Annotated in this window: 17 protein-coding genes and 1 tRNA gene; 8 read left to right on the forward strand and 10 right to left on the reverse strand. The window is 61.2% G+C overall.

Annotation, left to right across the window (positions count from 1 at the left end):
• Window positions 1-236 precede the first annotated feature (236 nt).
• The gene (recX, locus tag DLM46_RS01785) at window positions 237-908 is read right to left on the reverse strand and encodes a recombination regulator RecX (protein ID WP_115098984.1); all 672 of its coding nucleotides are present in this window, start codon (window positions 906-908) and stop codon (window positions 237-239) included.
• A 7-nt stretch (window positions 909-915) separates the two neighbouring features.
• Window positions 916-1,992 (reverse strand): recombinase RecA, encoded by a 1,077-nt coding sequence (recA, locus tag DLM46_RS01790; protein ID WP_115098985.1) that lies wholly within the window; start codon window positions 1,990-1,992, stop codon window positions 916-918.
• Between the two features lie 232 nt (window positions 1,993-2,224).
• Here recA and DLM46_RS01795 point away from each other — a divergent pair, with 232 nt between their 5' ends.
• The 6 genes from DLM46_RS01795 (at window position 2,225) to DLM46_RS01820 (ending at window position 8,491) form a co-directional block, all read left to right on the forward strand.
• A complete protein-coding gene (locus DLM46_RS01795) occupies window positions 2,225-2,983 on the forward strand; it encodes a response regulator transcription factor (protein WP_115099263.1) in 759 nt (252 codons plus the stop codon).
• A gap of 15 nt (window positions 2,984-2,998) precedes the next feature.
• On the forward strand, window positions 2,999-4,537 hold the full coding sequence (locus tag DLM46_RS01800) for a sensor histidine kinase (protein WP_115098986.1): 1,539 nt from the start codon (window positions 2,999-3,001) through the stop codon (window positions 4,535-4,537).
• Between the two features lie 227 nt (window positions 4,538-4,764).
• The gene (locus DLM46_RS01805; protein WP_115098987.1) at window positions 4,765-6,423 is read left to right on the forward strand and encodes an MFS transporter; all 1,659 of its coding nucleotides are present in this window, start codon (window positions 4,765-4,767) and stop codon (window positions 6,421-6,423) included.
• Window positions 6,424-6,509: 86 nt separating this feature from the next.
• Window positions 6,510-6,586: transfer RNA gene (locus DLM46_RS01810), tRNA-Met, on the forward strand.
• A gap of 190 nt (window positions 6,587-6,776) precedes the next feature.
• Window positions 6,777-7,634, forward strand: a complete 858-nt coding sequence (locus DLM46_RS01815; RefSeq protein ID WP_341868568.1) for a DUF6538 domain-containing protein — start codon at window positions 6,777-6,779, stop codon at window positions 7,632-7,634.
• A gap of 65 nt (window positions 7,635-7,699) precedes the next feature.
• A complete protein-coding gene (locus DLM46_RS01820) occupies window positions 7,700-8,491 on the forward strand; it encodes a site-specific integrase (protein WP_133300291.1) in 792 nt (263 codons plus the stop codon).
• Window positions 8,492-9,201: 710 nt separating this feature from the next.
• Here the strand turns inward: DLM46_RS01820 and DLM46_RS01825 are convergent.
• From DLM46_RS01825 to DLM46_RS40025, 8 genes are all read right to left on the reverse strand, one after another.
• Window positions 9,202-9,537, reverse strand: coding sequence for a DUF4148 domain-containing protein (locus tag DLM46_RS01825; protein WP_115098990.1), 336 nt, complete (start codon window positions 9,535-9,537; stop codon window positions 9,202-9,204).
• Between the two features lie 315 nt (window positions 9,538-9,852).
• Entirely contained in the window at window positions 9,853-10,794 is a 942-nt protein-coding gene (locus DLM46_RS01830; protein ID WP_115098991.1) for a copper resistance D family protein, read from the reverse strand.
• Complete coding sequence (locus DLM46_RS01835) at window positions 10,794-11,168, reverse strand: copper resistance CopC family protein (RefSeq protein WP_115099264.1); 375 nt, start codon at window positions 11,166-11,168, stop codon at window positions 10,794-10,796. The genes DLM46_RS01830 and DLM46_RS01835 overlap by 1 nt, the downstream gene beginning before the upstream one ends.
• 59 nt (window positions 11,169-11,227) lie before the next feature.
• Window positions 11,228-11,578, reverse strand: a complete 351-nt coding sequence (locus DLM46_RS01840) for a copper-binding protein (RefSeq protein WP_115099265.1) — start codon at window positions 11,576-11,578, stop codon at window positions 11,228-11,230.
• A gap of 63 nt (window positions 11,579-11,641) precedes the next feature.
• Window positions 11,642-12,937 carry a multicopper oxidase family protein gene (locus DLM46_RS01845; protein ID WP_115098992.1) on the reverse strand — a complete coding sequence of 432 codons (1,296 nt, stop codon included), beginning with the start codon at window positions 12,935-12,937 and terminating at the stop codon, window positions 11,642-11,644.
• Window position 12,938: 1 nt separating this feature from the next.
• Entirely contained in the window at window positions 12,939-14,372 is a 1,434-nt protein-coding gene (locus tag DLM46_RS01850) for a TolC family protein (RefSeq protein WP_115098993.1), read from the reverse strand.
• Window positions 14,369-14,671 (reverse strand): hypothetical protein, encoded by a 303-nt coding sequence (locus DLM46_RS01855; RefSeq protein ID WP_115098994.1) that lies wholly within the window; start codon window positions 14,669-14,671, stop codon window positions 14,369-14,371. Before DLM46_RS01855 ends, DLM46_RS01850 begins: the two co-directional genes overlap by 4 nt.
• Window positions 14,672-14,760: 89 nt before the next feature.
• A complete protein-coding gene (locus DLM46_RS40025; RefSeq protein WP_115099266.1) occupies window positions 14,761-15,162 on the reverse strand; it encodes a DUF2946 family protein in 402 nt (133 codons plus the stop codon).
• 289 nt (window positions 15,163-15,451) lie between these two features.
• Here DLM46_RS40025 and DLM46_RS01865 point away from each other — a divergent pair, with 289 nt between their 5' ends.
• Complete coding sequence (locus DLM46_RS01865; RefSeq protein ID WP_115098995.1) at window positions 15,452-16,123, forward strand: heavy metal response regulator transcription factor; 672 nt, start codon at window positions 15,452-15,454, stop codon at window positions 16,121-16,123.
• Window positions 16,120-17,517 (forward strand): heavy metal sensor histidine kinase, encoded by a 1,398-nt coding sequence (locus tag DLM46_RS01870; RefSeq protein ID WP_115098996.1) that lies wholly within the window; start codon window positions 16,120-16,122, stop codon window positions 17,515-17,517. The genes DLM46_RS01865 and DLM46_RS01870 overlap by 4 nt, the downstream gene beginning before the upstream one ends.
• Window positions 17,518-17,577: the final 60 nt, after the last annotated feature.

Here is a 17,577-nt window from a genome sequence, read left to right on the forward strand (position 1 = left end):
TAGCATACTGGGTATTTGAGACAGGTCGGAATGCGCAGGGCCGCTGGCGGGCGCGCTTGAGCACGAGGGACCTGGTATCGACGCGGGACTGGCGATAAGGCGAAGGGTGGGTTTGCGTCGCTTGGCGCGCGCCAGGTTGGCGGCAAACTGGCGGCAAACTGGCAGCAAGCGGCAACGCGCACCGCGGCCGGCCTGTCTTTCGAAGCGCTGACCGGACTACGCGGCTTGTCGCTGCGTCACTCTTCGTCGATACCTTTGAGGATTTTGCCGATCGTGGCGCCAGAGAAACCGCGCGACGCCAGAAAGCGCGCCTGCCTGGCACGCTCGGCGGGGCTTTCGGGAAGCTGACCGAACTTCTTTCGCCAGACGGCTTGAGCGCGCACCAGTTCGGTTTCCCGCAATTGCGCGCTGGCCTCTTCGACCAGCGCCTGGTCGACGGCATGCTGCTTCAGTTCGCCGACAATCCGGCTCGCGCCCAACCTCGACGAGCGCCGATGAATCAGACTTTCTGCAAAACGCGCATCCGATAGCCAGTTTTCGGCTTCAAGTGTGTCGAGCAAGGTGTCGAGCGAATCGGTTTCTTCAACGAAAGGCTTGAGCTTGCGCGCGAGTTCGGCGCGGCTGTATTCACGCCGGGACAGATAGCCGAGCGCGCGGCCTTTTAGAGAAAGGGCGGGACGCTGGGATTTTTTGGAGTCATCCTGATCCGGTTTCGCTTCGTCTGGTGCGCGGCGCGAACGGGTGTAGGTAGTTTCAGATGGATCCGCTGCGGACCGTGCGGAAGAATCGGGCTGCCGGCCCCGGCGTGCGGCCCGATCATGTGCGTCAAACGACTCGAACGGATCGTCGTCACGCGGGCCGCCCGCGTGATGTCCAGCATTGGACAACGGCCGGCCCTTGCGTATCACGTGATGGTTACTCTTCTTCGTCCGCGACTTCGGCGCCTGCGCCGGTCACCGCTTCCGCCATGGCATTCACGCCCAGCGACTCACGGATACGGTTTTCGATCTCACGGGCGATGTCCGGATTTTCGCGCAGGAATTCGCGCGCGTTGTCCTTACCCTGACCGATACGTTCGCCGTTGTAGCTATACCAGGCACCGGCCTTGTCGACGATCTTCGCCGACACGCCGAGGTCGATGATTTCGCCCTGACGCGAAATACCTTCGCCGTACAGAATGTCGAAAATCGCTTCGCGGAACGGAGGCGACACTTTGTTCTTGACGACCTTCACGCGCGTTTCGTTGCCGATCACTTCGTCGTTCTTCTTGATCGAACCGATCCGGCGAATATCCAGACGCACCGACGCGTAGAACTTCAGCGCGTTACCGCCCGTGGTGGTTTCCGGGTTGCCGAACATCACACCGATCTTCATGCGGATCTGGTTGATGAAGATCACGAGGCAGTTCGTGCGCTTGATCGTACCGGTGAGCTTGCGCAGCGCCTGCGACATCAGACGCGCTTGCAGACCTGGCAGCGAGTCGCCCATTTCGCCTTCGATTTCAGCCTTCGGCACGAGTGCCGCGACCGAGTCGATCACGATCATGTCGATCGAGCCCGAACGCACTAGTGCGTCGGCGATTTCGAGCGCCTGTTCGCCGGTGTCTGGCTGCGAAACCAGCAGGTCGTTCACGTTCACGCCGAGCTTGCCCGCGTACTGGATGTCCAGTGCGTGTTCCGCGTCGATAAACGCTGCCGTGCCGCCGATCTTCTGCATTTCGGCGATGACTTGCAGCGTGAGCGTGGTTTTACCGGACGACTCCGGGCCATAGATTTCGACGACACGGCCACGCGGCAAACCGCCGACGCCCAGTGCGATGTCGAGGCCGAGCGATCCGGTTGAGACCACCTGGATGTCTTCGACTACCTCACCTGCGCCGAGCCGCATGACCGACCCTTTGCCGAACTGCTTTTCGATCTGCGCGAGTGCGGCAGCGAGTGCCTTGCTCTTTTCAGCAGTCAGTCCAGCCGAGCCTTTCTTGCTTTCTTCCATGAATCGTCCTTTGCTATGATGAACGGCGTCTGAGGCAGATGTGCAGCCCCCTTTTAGCGGACAGCACACGAAACCCAGACACTGTATAAAAAAACAGTAGTTTTGGCAAGCGCGATTCTCGTGCGAACGCGCATTTTTACCGTCGCGCCGCCCAACTACCCACAATTATTTTCGGAGACCGCTGTGCGCCGGGGGACACCCCACGGTGCCGGCAAAGCCAGGCTGGCGCATCATGCGAATTCTGATTGCCGAAGATGACAGCATACTCGCGGACGGTCTGGTTCGATCACTCCGCCAATCGGCCTATGCTGTCGATCACGTGAAAAACGGCGTCGAAGCGGATACCGCGCTGTCGATGCAAACTTTCGATCTGCTGATTCTCGATCTCGGCCTGCCGCGGATGTCCGGGCTCGAGGTGCTGCGCCGTTTGCGCGCGCGTAATTCGAACCTGCCGGTGCTGATCCTGACCGCCGCGGACAGCGTCGACGAACGCGTCAAAGGACTCGATCTCGGCGCCGACGACTACATGGCCAAACCCTTCGCGCTGAACGAGCTCGAAGCGCGCGTGCGCGCGTTGACGCGGCGCGGCGCGGGCGGCGGCCCGACGGTGGTGCGGCACGGCTCGCTGTCGTTCGATCAGGTCGGCCGGATCGCCTCTGTCAATGAGCAGGTCATCGATCTGTCGGCGCGCGAACTGGGTTTGCTCGAAGTGCTGCTGCAGCGGATCGGCCGGCTGGTGTCGAAGGAACAGCTGGTCGACCATCTGTGCGAATGGGGCGAAGAAGTCAGCAACAACGCGATCGAGGTCTACGTGCACAGGCTGCGCAAGAAAATCGAGCCGAGCGGCGTACGCATCATCACCGTGCGCGGCCTGGGTTACTGTCTCGAGAAAGCCGCGCAGCCCGCGAATCCGGCGCCCCCCGCGGCCGACCCCGAGCCGCCCTCCTCGCCCGTGTCTGGCGCGATGCCGGCGAGCCACCACTACAAATAGAGACAGAGGACGCCCATGTCCGCACGCGCAGACCGCGCTACGGCGCACGCGGCGGACCTCGACGAAGCGCGCGACGAGCGCTACGCCAATCCGTTCGCCCCGCCCGACGAAACCGAAGCCGCCGCCGAGGCGCGCCCGCGCTCGCTGTTCGGCGAGATTCTCGACTGGATGCTGGCGCCGCTGCTGCTGCTCTGGCCGATGAGCCTCGCGGTCACCTATCTGGTCGCCAAGTCGATCGCCAATGGGCCGTTCGACCGCGCACTCGAAACCGACGCCTACGTGCTCGCCCGGCAGATTCATCCGGTCAACGGCGTGGCGGAGTTGTCGCTGCCCGACTCCACCCGCGACTTTCTGCGCACCGACAATGTCGACAGCGTGTTCTATCAGGTGCTCGGCACGCGCGGCGAACTGGTGGGCGGCGAGCGCGACATGCCGCTGCCGCACGAGGAAGACCGGCCGCAGCCCGGCCTCGTCGAATTTCGCGACGACGTGCTGCGCGGCAACGATATCCGCGTCGCCTATACGACCGTCGAGTTTCCGCAGACGCCCGGCGCGCAACCGGTGCTGGTGCAAGTCGCCGAGACGCTCGACAAACGCAGCCAGTTGGCCAACGACATCATCAAAGGTGTGATCCTGCCGCAGTTCGTGATTCTGCCGCTGGCGATCCTGCTGGTGTGGTTCGGCCTGTCGCGCGGCCTCGCACCGCTGCACGCGCTGCAAGCGCACATCCGCGCGCGCCGTCCCGACGATCTGTCGCCGCTCGAAGCGCGCCGCGCGCCGCCGGAAATCGAGCCGCTGGTGACGTCGTTCAACGATCTGCTGACGCGCCTCGAACAGAACATGGAGCTGCAAAAGCGCTTCATAGCCGATGCCGCGCATCAGATGAAAACGCCGCTCGCCGGCCTGCGCACGCAAGCCGAACTGGCGTTGCGCCAGGACGCCTCCGATGAAGTACACCGCTCGCTTGAACAGATCGCCACCAGTTCCGAGCACGCGGCGCGCCTCGTCACGCAACTGCTGGCGTTGGCGCGCGCGGAAAACCGCATGTCGGGGCAGATTTTCGCGCCGGTCGAAGTGACCGAGGTAGCGCGCAACGCCGTGCGCGACTGGGTTCAAGCCGCGCTCGCCAAGCAGATGGATCTCGGCTACGAAGCGCCCGACGAACCGGTCGAAGTCGACGGCAATCCGGTCATGCTGCGCGAAATGCTGTCGAATCTGATCGACAACGCGATCCGCTACACGCCGGCTGGCGGGCGCATCACCGTGCGGGTACGTCATGACGCGGCGGCGCGGCTCGTGCATCTGGAAGTGGAAGACACCGGACTCGGCATTCCCGCTGGGGAGCGTGCGCGTGTCGTCGAGCGCTTCTATCGGATTCTCGGCCGCGAAGGCGACGGCAGCGGCCTCGGACTTGCGATCGTCCGCGAGATTGCGAAGATGCATGGCGGCGAGTTGTCCATCGACGACAACGTCTACCAAACCTCGCCGCGGCTCGCCGGAACGCTGGTGCGCGTCAGCTTACGCGTGCTCGAACGGGTACGGGACTTACCCTAAGGCGCGCGCAGCGCAAACTCCAGATCAATATAAATACAGACACTTAGATATAAATTAGCGAAATTTGCCATTTGTTGAACGACGTTATCAAAAACCCTCGGAATCACCCCACCCTATCATTTCACCCCGCCACGTCAGTACGCCGTAAGTTTCCACTCCAATAATCGGTTCCACGGGAACGCCTTTGCCGGCGAACCGCGTGCATAAATCAATATTGGAGACGACATATGGCTACCGTTGGCGGGCAACTCACGCATGCGCCGATGACGCGAGAAGAGAAGCGGGTGATCTTCGCATCGTCGCTGGGTACGGTTTTCGAGTGGTACGACTTCTATCTGGCCGGCTCGCTCGCGGCCTTCATCAGCAAGAGTTTCTTCTCCGGCGTTAATCCGACCGCAGGCTTCATCTTCACGCTACTCAGCTTCGCTGCGGGTTTCGCGGTGCGGCCGTTCGGCGCGATCGTGTTCGGGCGCCTCGGCGATCTGGTTGGACGCAAGTACACGTTCCTCATCACGATCGTGATCATGGGTCTGTCGACGTTCCTGGTCGGCTTTCTGCCGGGCTACGCGGCAATCGGCTTTGCGTCGCCGGTGATCTTCATCGCGATGCGGATGCTGCAAGGCCTCGCGCTTGGCGGCGAGTACGGCGGTGCTGCCACGTACGTGGCCGAACATGCGCCTGCGGGACGCCGCGGCTTCTACACCGCATGGATTCAGACGACCGCCACGCTCGGCCTGTTCCTGTCGCTGCTGGTGATTCTCGGCGTGCGCACGGCAATGGGTGAGGACGCGTTCGGCGTCTGGGGCTGGCGTATTCCGTTCGTCGCATCGATCATCCTGCTCGGCGTGTCGGTGTGGATCCGCCTGCAACTGAATGAATCGCCGGTGTTCGCGCGCATCAAGGCCGAAGGCAAGACCTCGAAGGCGCCGCTGACCGAAGCATTCGGCCAATGGAAGAACCTGAAGGTCGTGATTCTCGCGCTGATCGGCCTGACCGCCGGCCAGGCCGTGGTCTGGTACACGGGTCAGTTCTACGCGCTGTTCTTCCTGACGCAGACGGTGAAGGTCGACGGCGCCACCGCCAACATCCTGATCGCGATCGCGCTGCTGATCGGCACGCCGTTCTTCGTGTTCTTCGGTTCGCTGTCGGACCGGATCGGCCGCAAGCCGATCATCATGGCCGGCCTGCTGATCGCCGCGTGCACGTACTTCCCACTGTTCAAGGCGCTCGCGCACTACACGAACCCGGCACTGGAAACCGCCACCGCGAAGTCGCCGATCGTCGTGATTGCGAATCCGGACGAGTGCTCGTTCCAGTTCAACCCGGTCGGCACGTCGAAGTTCACGACGTCGTGCGATATTGCCAAGAGCGCGCTGTCGAAGGCCGGCTTGAACTACGAGAACGTCGCGGCGCCGACCGGCACGGTGGCGCAGATCAAGGTTGGCGATACCGTGGTCAATGCGTATGACGGCAAGGCCGCCGACGCGAAAGACCAGGCCAAGGTGTTCGACAAGACCATCGCTACGACGCTCAAGACCGCCGGCTACCCGCCGAAGGCCGATCCATCGCAGATCAACTGGCCGATGAGCGTGGTGATCCTGACGATCCTGGTGATCTACGTGACGATGGTGTACGGGCCGATCGCGGCCATGCTGGTGGAGATGTTCCCGACGCGCATCCGCTACACGTCGATGTCGCTGCCGTATCACATCGGCAATGGCTGGTTCGGCGGCTTCCTGCCGGCAACCGCATTCGCGATCGTCGCAGCGAAGGGCAACATCTATTCGGGGCTGTGGTATCCGATCGTGATTGCGTTGATCACCTTCGTGATCGGCATGCTGTTCGTCAAGGAAACCAAGGACTCGGACATCTACGCCCGCGACTGAAAACCTTGTCGGACCGGCTAAGTTGAAAAAATTGGGTCCCGGGGGTTGACAGCCTCCGGCCCCATCCGCATAATCTCGCTTCTTTCGGCGAATTAGCTCAGTTGGTTAGAGCGACGGAATCATAATCCGCAGGTCCGGGGTTCGAGTCCCTGATTCGCCACCAGTTGCAAGAAAAAGCCGCTGCTTCTCACGAAGCAGCGGCTTTTTTGTTCTGGAACGACGCCAATGCGCCCGAACAGGCGCATTACGCATCTAAAGCGGGCGAACGTTTTAGATGCGGGCGATTTTCCGGGAGCGGGTGCTACACGCCTCTGTTACCTTCCTGAGGAGAGTACCCCGCGAAACACCCCTACCTGACCCCCCGCCGCGGTTCGTCGAGCTACTACTTCCGCCGCAAGATTCCGCTCGAGCTGCAAGCCCTGCTTCAACGCAAGGATTTCTGGCTCAGCCTCGAGACGCCCAGCAAGGAGGTGGCCATCACCCGCTTGCCGATGGCCGCCCTCGAATATGAACGCCTGGTCGCCCCGGCCCGGGCCGCAGCCGACGCGGCCAGCGAGCACTGGCTGCCGCATGGCCTGCGGCCCGCGGGCGACGACGAACCCCACCCGTACCACCCGACCGCCTGCCCCGCCGGCTGGACCCCGCTGGCCGACGTCCAGTTGCCTCGGCTGCTCGAGCGGTATCGTGCCCACGCCCTCGCGAGCGAACGGGAATACCGTGTCGCGCTGCTCGCGAAGGACATTCCGGTTGCCGAGGGCGAGCCCGACGAGGAAGCCCGGGCCGCTGCCCGAAAGCGTCTGGCCGAGGAAGGCTACGACAAGGCCGCCCACCTCGACCTGCTCAGGCAGGAAGTGGAACAGCTGAAGGACGCGCGCGCCGGAGAGGACTACGCCGACCTGCGTGAGCAGGTCGAGGAACTGCTGACGTTCGAGCGCGTCTGGCTGCCCGTGGCGTCCGACGGCTTCCGGCGGCTGCTGGTGGAATTCGCGACGGCGCGCCTCGACACGCTGGACGAAGAACTCCGCCGTTACGAGGGCAACGGCCAGCCCGACCCCGAACTCCCCCGCTGGTCGACGAAAACGACACGTGGTCCGCCGCCGTGCAGGGCCGGGTCGCCGAAGCGGCCCCGCAACCCAAGACGGCCGACGAAGTCAGGACGCAGGTCGCCCGGTTCGAGCGGCTGGTCGGCTCGCTCCCCCTGTCCTCGCTGACCGCGGCCCATGTCGAACAGTTCAAGGCAGCGTGCCTCGAGCAGGAAAAGGTCAGCAGGAGCCGCGTGAACACCATCATCTCGCTGCTTTCGCCCGTTATCACCATCGCAATGAAGAAGAAACTGACGATGCTCAGCACGAATCCATTTACCGGCACGAAGTACAGCCGGAAGGCGGTGCGCAGGGACGCCAACCCCGACGCGCAGCGTGACGCCTACACGGTCGACGAACTCAACCGGCTGTACGCATCCCGCGTGTACGTACACGGCCACCGTCCTGGCAAGGGCGGACGCGAGGCCGCCTTCTGGGTACCGCTGCTCGGCTTGTACACTGGCGCGCGCCTGGAGGACCCGTGCCGCCTGCGTACCCGGGACGTCGTGCAGCGCGCCGGCGTGTGGTGTCTGCACCTGCACGACACGAAACGCGAGCACCGGACCGGTGAGGGGAACACCATGCGCTACGTACCCATTCACCGCATGCTCGTGCGCCTCGGATGGCTCGACTACGTCCAGGCCCAGGATGCCGACAGCCTGCTCTTCCCCCATCTCAGCCGCAATAAATATGGGCAGCTCGGGGCGATGTGGAGTACCTGGTTCAACGAGTTTCTTGACAACGATGTCGGCCTCCCCGACCCACGGCTCGACTTTCACAGCTTCCGCCATACCTTCAAGGTCTTTGGACAGCTCTCCGGCATCGACGGCGCGGTGATTGAAGAGCTCCTGGGACACGCGCCGGATGACTGGTACGGTCGCAACGAAGGCGCCGAGAAGCGCCTGCCCTTCGAACTGCTGGTGCAGGCGATGGAAAAGCTGGACTTACCCGGGCTGGAACTCGGTCACCTGATGCGCCGCACATGATGGCGTGAAGAGCCCCCGTGCATGGGCCAGCCGGCAGACAATCTGCGAATGCCGGCGTGCGTAGTGCGGATGGGGGCTAGACGCCCTCTTTGACGCGCTTCAAAAATTCTCTGTGGTCGCGCAACAATTGTTCATTGCGCACCACCACGGCCGGCTGTAACCGCAAACGGCGAAACTCCGCCCGCCACTCCCGTGCGCTGCGTTGCACCGACGTGCTGGGCAAGGCGAATCAGGAATCGGGGGGCTCAGTGGTGGAAATGGCCGAGTCCGAGTACATGGTTGCGGAATTTGTTGCCTGTGTCGCTCATCGCACACAGCCGGTACCAACTGGCGACTGGGCGGAAAGGACGCAACCTTGGCGTCGGTATGGCGCGCCGGTGATTCGCGTCCGACGTTATCTCGGTGGACAGTTCAATGTTTTCACGTGCAGGTTCTGACAGGGATACGACTTCGGCAATTGCGGCGACTTGCCCGAGCTTGAATCGGGAGCCTCGTCGCTAGCGCCGGCTGCCTGAATCGGCACAGCGGAACTCGTGCAGCCCGCGAGGACGGCGACAACCGTCGCCATTGCGATGACGCGTACACAGATTATTGATGCCATTTGCATCTTCGTAGTGCCAGAGAAACTATCACTGCGTCCCCAACCGAGGCTGACCGGTACGCACGTCGCCAGACCCTCAGGCGACGCCGCCGTTTTCGGAAAAATTGCTCTACTGCTGATTGGCCCATGTCGGAGGGGTGGCCTTCATGCGCGCGCGATTCCGCTCAATCGTCGCCTGACTTGGCGGATAGTCGGCGTGACCAGCAGGGACCAGACCATCGCGTCTCGCCTGAATCAGTTCCTGCACTACCTGCTCTCTGGTTTTTCCTTGCTGCTGTGGCTGGATGGTCGGAGCCGTCGCATTGGATGTCGACTGACTGGCGCTGGTCGAGGACGGTAACGTGGTCGAAGCAGTAGATTTAGGGTAGTCGTGGTCCGCATCGGCAAATGCGGACGTGCCAAGCGTTGCAGCGATGAGTGCGGCAGCGATAGTTTTGAGCTTCATATACTCCTCCAGAGCGACGCGGAATCGATAAGAGTTGATCCCGAACGGTTTCTATTCTGGAGAGTGACGTCTGAACGAAACGTGACGCAGAAATGACTTTTTAGCCATCCGAACGACATTTTCAGAACCATACATGCTGAATTCAGTTCGGGAGTCACGAACACGAATTACGCTAACGACGCACGGGAAATAAAAAAGGACCCGACATGTTGTCGAGTCCCGTAAAAGATGGCCTTTGCCTGAAGTCAATCGAAGCAGGATGCAGACTTTATTGACCCCGCGGCGGTGACCATCTGCGTGGACGTGAGAAACGGACTACGACGTACCAGGTAGTGGACTGGACACGAGTACCGCGGCGGCGACCAGTACCCCAGCCAGTACCGCCGATTCGATATGCAACACTGCGGCGAAGCGCTTTAGTGGCTTCACCGGTGGCGTTGACGAGGCATTCTTCAATGATGCGAGCAGCTTGGGCATTTCGAAGAAACGGTTGTGTCCACCGAGCGCGGCAGCCACGAACACCAGCGCGAGCTTCAATAACAGAATCTGTCCATAGCCCGATTCCAGAAGGCCGCCTGGCGACCTGACACCGTGCCAGCCGTTATAGGCGCCTGTGGCAAAAAGAATAACCAGCGCAAGCGTTGCCGCATCCGACAAAGACTGGATATACGCCGCGCTATTGACGCGTTCGCTGCCCGGAACGTTGAAAAACCGCGGCGCAACAACGTAGGTCGTAACCAGCACGAGCCCCACCCAAGCGCTGATGGCGAGAAGGTGCACCCAGTCTGCCCATACAGGCAGGCTGAACCAGCCAGCATCGACTGGATGTCCTCCGTTGCTGCGTGCCAACGCGACACCAGCTAGCCCCAACCAGATGGCCATAGAAAACCGGATTGATTTCCCGGCCTGGATAAAAGAAAGAACGACCACGCATAGCATCAACCCGGCGGCAACCAGCCAGGCGTGACCAAAGCCGGTCTCCACCAGCATCGAGCGAACCGCAGATCCTGCCTCCAGAAGCGTGGACTCGCTCATCAATGCACAATGAATCCAGAAGGCGAACGTACTGCACAGGAGTGCACCGATGGATGCGATGCGCAGAGCGCTGACAAGCCGACGGCTTACACTCGCCTGCCACGGGGACGTCTTGCGTGCAAGCCACCGGTCGCTGAGTAGCGTGCCGACGGCAACCGCAAAGGCCAGGTTTTGCAGGGCAACGAACGTCAGCCGCAGGGTGCCAAGGAGACCGTCATTCATCACTTCACCTGGAACGTGTACGTGCCCTTGGTCTTGTGCGCATCATGTGTCATCACAGCCCACTGCACGGAGTAAGAGCCGGACGACAGCTTCGGAAGCGCAATCGTCAGCACGCGTGGATTGGAAGCGTCTACCTTGGCCTTTTCTTTGGTTATGGCAGCACCGGTCGAATCGGAGACTTTCATCGTGCTGAAAGTTGACTCCAGGTCTTCGTTGAACGTCAGCCGCAGCGAGTCGGGGGCGGTATCGAGTGTGCTGCCGGACGCGGGCACTGCATTTTCGAGCTTCCCGTGTGCTAACGCTGCAACGGGCATGAATGCGATGGCGGCTGCCGTAGCCAGACCCATGAGTTGTTTGCGGGTAAAGGTTTTCATGTTCTTGCGCATCCCGAATAGTCAAAGTGGGTGTTGCCTATGCAACACCCCGTGATTCGTTACTTCTTCTGCAGCTTCGTGACTGTCAGTGCACCGTCCACTTCTTCAGCGACGAAATCAATCTTGTCGCCGACCTTGACCTGCGAAATTATTGCCGGGTCCTTGACCCTGAACACCATCGTCATGGCGTCCATCCCCAGGTTTTCCAGCGGGCCGTGCTTGATGGTCAGCTTTGCGGCTGCCGCGTCGACCTTCCTGATTTCCCCATGCGACATGCCGGCCTTTGCCTCGCCAGCCTGCTTGGCGCCGCTACCGCTCATGTCCATGTTGCCCATTTCGCCAGCCGCATAGGCCGAGGCTGAAATTGCCAGTGCGCAGCCAATTGCAATCGATGCAAATACGTTCTTCATCATGCTTTCTCCAGTGTTTAAAAGACAAAAACGAGCCGGGCAATGTGTCCGGCGGAATCAAAATCAGCTGTCCGGCAACTCGCCGGTGTATTCGTAGGCAACTGTTCCTTTGGGGTGTTTGAACCAGCCTGGGTCGCGATAGTCCTTGCGCCCCAGTCCCTCGCGAACCTTCACCACGGTGAACATGCCGCCCATCTCCAGCGGGCCGAATGGGCCGGTGCCGGTCATCATCGGCAACGTGTTGTCGGGCAGTGGCATCTCCATCTCGCCCATCGCACCGCCTGTGCTGCCCATTGCCATGTAGTCCGGCACTAGCTTGTTGATGCGCTTCGCGAGGTCTTTCTGCGGCACGCCAATCAGGTTCGGTACGGAGTGCCCCATCGCGTTCATCGTGTGATGTGACTTGTGACAGTGAAACGCCCAGTCGCCGGGCCGGTTTGCCGTGAATTCGATGGCGCGCATCTGGCCGACCGCGACATCGGCGGTCACCTCAGGCCAGCGCGCGGCCGGCGGAATCCATCCGCCATCCGTGCCCGCGACCTCGAAGTGATAGCCGTGCAGATGGATGGGGTGATTGGTCATCGTCAGATTGCCGAACCGGATACGCACGCGGTCTCCGGCACGTACCGGCAACGGGTCAATGCCCGGAAAGACCCGCGAATTCCACGTCCACATGTTGAAGTCGGTCATCTCATTGACGCGTGGCGTGAAGCTGCCCGGGTCGATGTCATACGCGGACATGATGAACACGAAGTCGCGGTCGACCTGCATGACGCCAGGGTCTTTGGGATGAACGATGAACGTGCCCATCATCCCCATCGCCATCTGCACCATCTCGTCCGCGTGCGGGTGATACATGAAGGTGCCGTGCCTCTCAAGCTCGAATTCGTAGACGAAAGTCTTGCCCGGAGGAATATGCGGTTGCGTCAAGCCGCCGACACCATCCATGCCCGACGGCAACAACATCCCGTGCCAATGAACGGTGGTGTGCTCCGGCAGCTTGTTGGTCACGAAGATGCGGACCTTATCGCCTTCCACTGCCTCGATGGTTGGGCCCGGTGCCTGCCCGTTGTAACCCCAAAGATTCGCGTTCATGCCCGGCGCCATTTCGCGAACGACCGGCTCAGCAATCAGGTGAAATTCCTTCCAGCCGTTTTTCATGCGCCACGGCAGCGACCAGCCGTTCAGCGTGGCAACGGGCGTGTACGGACGGCCATTGGGAGGCGTGAGCGGCGGTTGCATGGTGGCCTTGGCCATCGTGGGCGCCTCAGGCAGCGACGCAGCACCAGCCTTGCTCACCAATGCTGCGCCGAGCAGAGCGGCCCCCGAGCCGCCGAGAAATTTTCGACGTGACACCATTTCATTTACCTTCTGAATCTGTAGACGACGCCGGTTGCGTCGTGGGCGCGGATGGCGCCGAAGCCACCGCGAGCGGCGGGAGACGGCCACCGACTGCCTGCTGCAGGTCGGTCTCCGCGAGCCAGTAGTCCTTCAACGCATCGATATAGCTGTTCACCGCGCCGACCTGGTCGCGCGAATCCGACAGCAGTTCGAACACGCTCGCGAGCATGCCGTTGTAGCGAAGCAGGAGCTCGTCCGAAATGGTTTTCCGGATTGGCACGACTTCATCGCGGTAGTGCTTCGCGACGTCGTAGTCGGTTACATAGGCCGAATAGGACTCCCGGACTTCAGACCGTGCGTTAATCGCGGTCTCGGCGACACGGTTGACCGACTGCATGTAAATCGCTCCGGCGCGCGCAACCTTCGAGCCGCCCCAGTTGAAGACAGGAATCTCGACGCTGATTTCGTAGCCCTGCTCATGACCGTCGGAGGTCGTGAAATTGTTCTGATATCCGACGTCGAGCGCGTTGATAAAACGCGTCGCCTTGCTGAGACCCAACGAAGACGCGACGCTCTGCGTCTGCAGCTTCGCCGCCTGGATGTCCAGTCGGTTCTGCATCGCGAAGCTCTCGAGGTCGTTCAGCTCAGGCCGGGTCTTGGGAAGGTCAGGCAGGCGGTCGGGAAGCGTGTACTGCGTCCCGGCACCCCACAGGCCCATCGTCCGCGTAAGCTTTTCCCGCGCGGACACAGACTGCTGCCGCATTTTCGCCAGTTGAGCCACTGCGTCTGCATAGAAAGCCTGCTCACGCGCGTAATCGAGCTTGCTGAAGTTGCCGGCCTGCTGCATCCGCAACGCCAGTTCGGCACCAGCTTCCGCCGAATCCTTCACCTGCGCGGCATACGCCGCAGCCTGCTCGGCGGCCACCGCGTTGACATAGGCCCGTCGTGCGTCAGCGGCTACCTTGAGCATCGCATCTGCCGCCAGAAGCTTGGTCTGCTCGAAGCGACGGCTCTCGATGCGCGTCGCCAGCGGCAGTGTGAGCACGTTCAACAATCCGAGCGTGAACGTGCGGTTGATGCTCAGGTCGTTGCCCCCGTGGGTGCGGCTAAAACTGAAGCCGGGGTTCGGGAGCCGTCCGGCCTGAACCAGGTCCGCCTCGGAAATGCCGAGCTCTCCGTACGAGGCCTGCAGGCCCCGGTTGTTCAGCAGCGCAATCTGGACTGCGTCATCCATGCTCAGTGGCCTGGAAAGCAGTTCCTGCGTTCGCTTTGCGACAGCGTCCCGTTCTTCGTCGGTCTTCACCAGTACGGCGTCTTTCCCGAGACGCTCGGAAGCGGTCGTCGAAACGGTATTGAAGCCGCCGTCCTTCGAAAACGTCGTGCAGCCGGCGAGAAACACCAGCGCGCTGGCAACAGCAACGATGCGGCCGCCCGAAAAGAAATGCGAGGTCATTTCGCCGGTCCCTCGTGTTTGGAGCTGTGTTCGTTGTTTTTAGCGTCGGTGCTGCCAGTCGGCATCGCGCCGTGGCTCATCCTTTTCATCCCCGATGAACTCGTCACGGCCTGATTGAGCTCCTGCCAGGTGGGCGCTTTCTTGTCCCGGTATGGCTGGTAGTCCGCGAAGGCAGACGGCACACTGACCGCCGGAACCGATGCGGCAGCGTCGGCCGGGTCAGGAACTGTGGTGGTGGCGTGCACGAGCGCCGGCAACAATGCCGCCGCGCTGAACAGCGCCGCGATAAACATTCGCATGGATTTTTCTCGTCGTAAGTCACCTGGATGGCCGACGCACGACCATCAGGGCGAAATTGCGCATCGCAGCCTGAGGCCGCGACAAAGGACTAGACGAGAGAGGTTCGGGGAGGTCGTTCGATGCCGCTAGTCAGAAACGACACGACGTCGGCCGAGGGAGGAAGCGGAACCGCTAAGTGAGCTATGGTGGCGGGCGTTGCCACTGTCGGGACGGCAGGCAAACCCACACCGAAACAGCAGGAAGCGCATGTTGCGCAAGAGTGCGCATGATGCGAGTCGCCGTGATGATGGCCGTGATGGTCGCCCTCGGCCATCATCACACCATGCGTATGATGGCTGTGAGTGGCCTCATCGGCATCTGCATGCTGCGCGGACGCACCGTCGCTCCCGAAATGCGAATACTCGCACTTCATGGAGACGGCCGCGAATGACTGAACCGGAAGGCTCAGTATCAGCAGCACGATGACGAAGAGTTTGCGCCAATAAGACATGGTTTCGAAGTCTAGCACGCAGCTTACAAAGACTGTATGGTCAGGAATGTGTCGGTGTGTAACCCAGACGTGCTGAGGTCGCAGCGGCTGGGCCCTGGACACGAGCAGAACCTTACCTCCGAGTACGTGACGAAGGCGTGGCCGCAAGATGACTAAATTTTCAGGCAGGCGGAAGATGAAAAAAATGTCATTTTGCCGTCATTTTCGGTACATCCTTCGCCCACTACGCTGCGAGCACCGGACTCCTTGTGTCTCAACTGGCGGCTAGCGCATACCGACAATACTTGCCATGCGGATACTCATAGTCGAAGACGAGCCGAAGATGGCCTCCTACCTCCGCAAGGGACTTACGGAGGCGAGCTACACGGTTGACATCGCTGACAACGGCAAAGACGGTCTCTTTCTCGCATTGCACGAGAACTTCGATTTAATCGTGCTCGACGTGATGCTCCCGGAACTGAACGGCTTCGAGGTACTCAGGCGCCTGAGGGCGCAGAAGCAAACTCCGGTGCTCCTGCTGACGGCAAGAGATACAGTGGAAGACAAGGTGGAGGGACTCGAGCTCGGCGCTGACGACTACCTCTCCAAACCCTTCGCCTACGCGGAGTTTCTGGCGCGCATTCGCTCGCTGCTGCGACGTGCGCCGCGTGGCGTTCGCGACGTGCTGGTAATAGCAGACCTTGAGGTGGACCTTATCAAGCGCCGGGTACACCGAGGTGGAACCCGCATTGACCTTACCGCTCAGGAGTTCGCACTGCTTCAGTTGCTTGCGGAGCGGCAGGGTGAGGTCCTCACGCGCACCTTCATCACGTCGCAAATCTGGGACATGAACTTCGACAGCGACACGAATGTGGTCGACGTTGCCGTCAAGCGCGTGCGCGCCAAGATTGATAACTCGTTTGATAAAAAGTTGCTGCACACGGTTCGAGGCATGGGTTACGTGCTCGAGGACCGGCCGTGACAACCGGTCCCCGCTCGTATTCCTTACTGAAACGGTTAACGCTAGCTTTCTCAGCGGCCGCCATTCTGGTTTTCGCGCTGACAGGTGCATTTCTGTACAACGCGCTGTCGAATGAGTTGCAGCGACGCGATGACATCGAAATCACCGGCAAGCTCAGCCAGTTTCTACAGCTGGCACGAGACGCCGGTTCAGCGCAGGACGTGCGCCATAACCCGTCCGTGTTCCACGAGGTGCTGTTGTCTCACCCGGGCGTCTATCTCGCCATATTCGACCGGCAGGGCGCCGTCCTGCTTCAGCATTCGGACCGGTCGTCGTTCGACCTGGTGACTACGCCAGCTGCCCACCGCCCGAATGCACCGTATGCCTGTGAGCCGCCTGGCATCGGTCCATCCCGCTGTGTCTTTGCCGATGAAACGTTACCGTCCGGCGATTCGGTTCGGGTATTGCTCGTTCGCGCGGCGGCCGACCGCCAGTCCTTGCTGGAAAGCTATCGGATAGATATCTGGCTTGCCGTGGCCGTCGGCGCGGCACTGGTCGGGGCGTTGGGCTACGCGGTTGCCCGGCGCGGTTTTTCACCGGTTAGAAGCATTGGGCGCCAAACTTCACGGATTGAAGCTCACAATCTGAGCGAGCGGCTCGACATTGAGGGAGGGCCAATTGAGCTTCAGGATATCGCGTTCTCGGTCAATCGCATGCTCGACCGGCTCGAGCGCGCGTTCGTCCGACTCTCGCAGTTCTCGTCCGACCTTGCGCATGACATGCGCACGCCTCTCGCCAACGTCATCAGCTCATCGCAGGTCACGCTGTCACGTACTCGAACCACCGAAGAGTACGAAGCGCTCATTGATTCCAATATCGAAGAGTGTGAGCGACTGCAGCGAATGATTGAAAACATGCTGTTCCTCGCACGCACAGACAACGCGCAACAGCTCATCAAGGTCGCAGAGTTCGATGCGGCAAGCGAATTGCGCCGCCTTGCGTCCTACTTTCAGGGTCTCGCCGAAGAGGCAGGCGTGCAAATCGCTGTTGAAGGGAATGCCTGGATAGCTGCGGATGGGACTTTGTTCAGGCGCGCCGTAAGCAATCTGATTTCAAACGCACTCGACCATGCCTTCGCTGGGTCCTCCGTCGAACTGTCCTTGTTTGATTCGCCGGGGTATGCAGTCGTCGAAGTGACGAACCAGGGACATGCGATTGCGCCGGAACACGTCGACCGGATTTTTGAACGTTTCTATCGAGTCGACGCGTCACGGCACGGTTCAGCCCGAAATGCCGGCCTCGGCCTTGCTATCGTGAAATCCATCATGGAACTGCATCGGGGGAAGGTCGACGTCGCAAGCTACGGCGAACGGACGACTTTCACCCTGTATTTTCCCCGTCCTGTCGCTGTCTAGGCGGTTCGGACGCGAATCAGCAGCAGGCGTGCCACGCAGGCACTTGCCCTTCCTACCATG

Source organism: Paraburkholderia lacunae, from assembly GCF_003353175.1.
In the GTDB taxonomy this organism is placed as follows: Bacteria; Pseudomonadota; Gammaproteobacteria; order Burkholderiales; family Burkholderiaceae; genus Paraburkholderia; species Paraburkholderia lacunae.

Bases quoted from the DNA above. Each gene is read 5' to 3' on its own strand.
- recA (WP_115098985.1), bottom strand. From the start codon at position 1,992: ATGGAAGAAAGCAAGAAAGGCTCGGCTGGACTGACTGCTGAAAAGAGC.
- DLM46_RS01795 (WP_115099263.1), top strand. From the start codon at position 2,225: ATGCGAATTCTGATTGCCGAAGATGACAGCATACTCGCGGACGGTCTG.
- DLM46_RS01800 (WP_115098986.1), top strand. From the start codon at position 2,999: ATGTCCGCACGCGCAGACCGCGCTACGGCGCACGCGGCGGACCTCGAC.
- DLM46_RS01805 (WP_115098987.1), top strand. From the start codon at position 4,765: ATGGCTACCGTTGGCGGGCAACTCACGCATGCGCCGATGACGCGAGAA.
- DLM46_RS01825 (WP_115098990.1), bottom strand. From the start codon at position 9,537: ATGAAGCTCAAAACTATCGCTGCCGCACTCATCGCTGCAACGCTTGGC.
- DLM46_RS01830 (WP_115098991.1), bottom strand. From the start codon at position 10,794: ATGAATGACGGTCTCCTTGGCACCCTGCGGCTGACGTTCGTTGCCCTG.
- DLM46_RS01835 (WP_115099264.1), bottom strand. From the start codon at position 11,168: ATGAAAACCTTTACCCGCAAACAACTCATGGGTCTGGCTACGGCAGCC.
- DLM46_RS01840 (WP_115099265.1), bottom strand. From the start codon at position 11,578: ATGAAGAACGTATTTGCATCGATTGCAATTGGCTGCGCACTGGCAATT.
- DLM46_RS01845 (WP_115098992.1), bottom strand. From the start codon at position 12,937: ATGGTGTCACGTCGAAAATTTCTCGGCGGCTCGGGGGCCGCTCTGCTC.
- DLM46_RS01850 (WP_115098993.1), bottom strand. From the start codon at position 14,372: ATGACCTCGCATTTCTTTTCGGGCGGCCGCATCGTTGCTGTTGCCAGC.
- DLM46_RS01855 (WP_115098994.1), bottom strand. From the start codon at position 14,671: ATGCGAATGTTTATCGCGGCGCTGTTCAGCGCGGCGGCATTGTTGCCG.
- DLM46_RS40025 (WP_115099266.1), bottom strand. From the start codon at position 15,162: ATGTCTTATTGGCGCAAACTCTTCGTCATCGTGCTGCTGATACTGAGC.
- DLM46_RS01865 (WP_115098995.1), top strand. From the start codon at position 15,452: ATGCGGATACTCATAGTCGAAGACGAGCCGAAGATGGCCTCCTACCTC.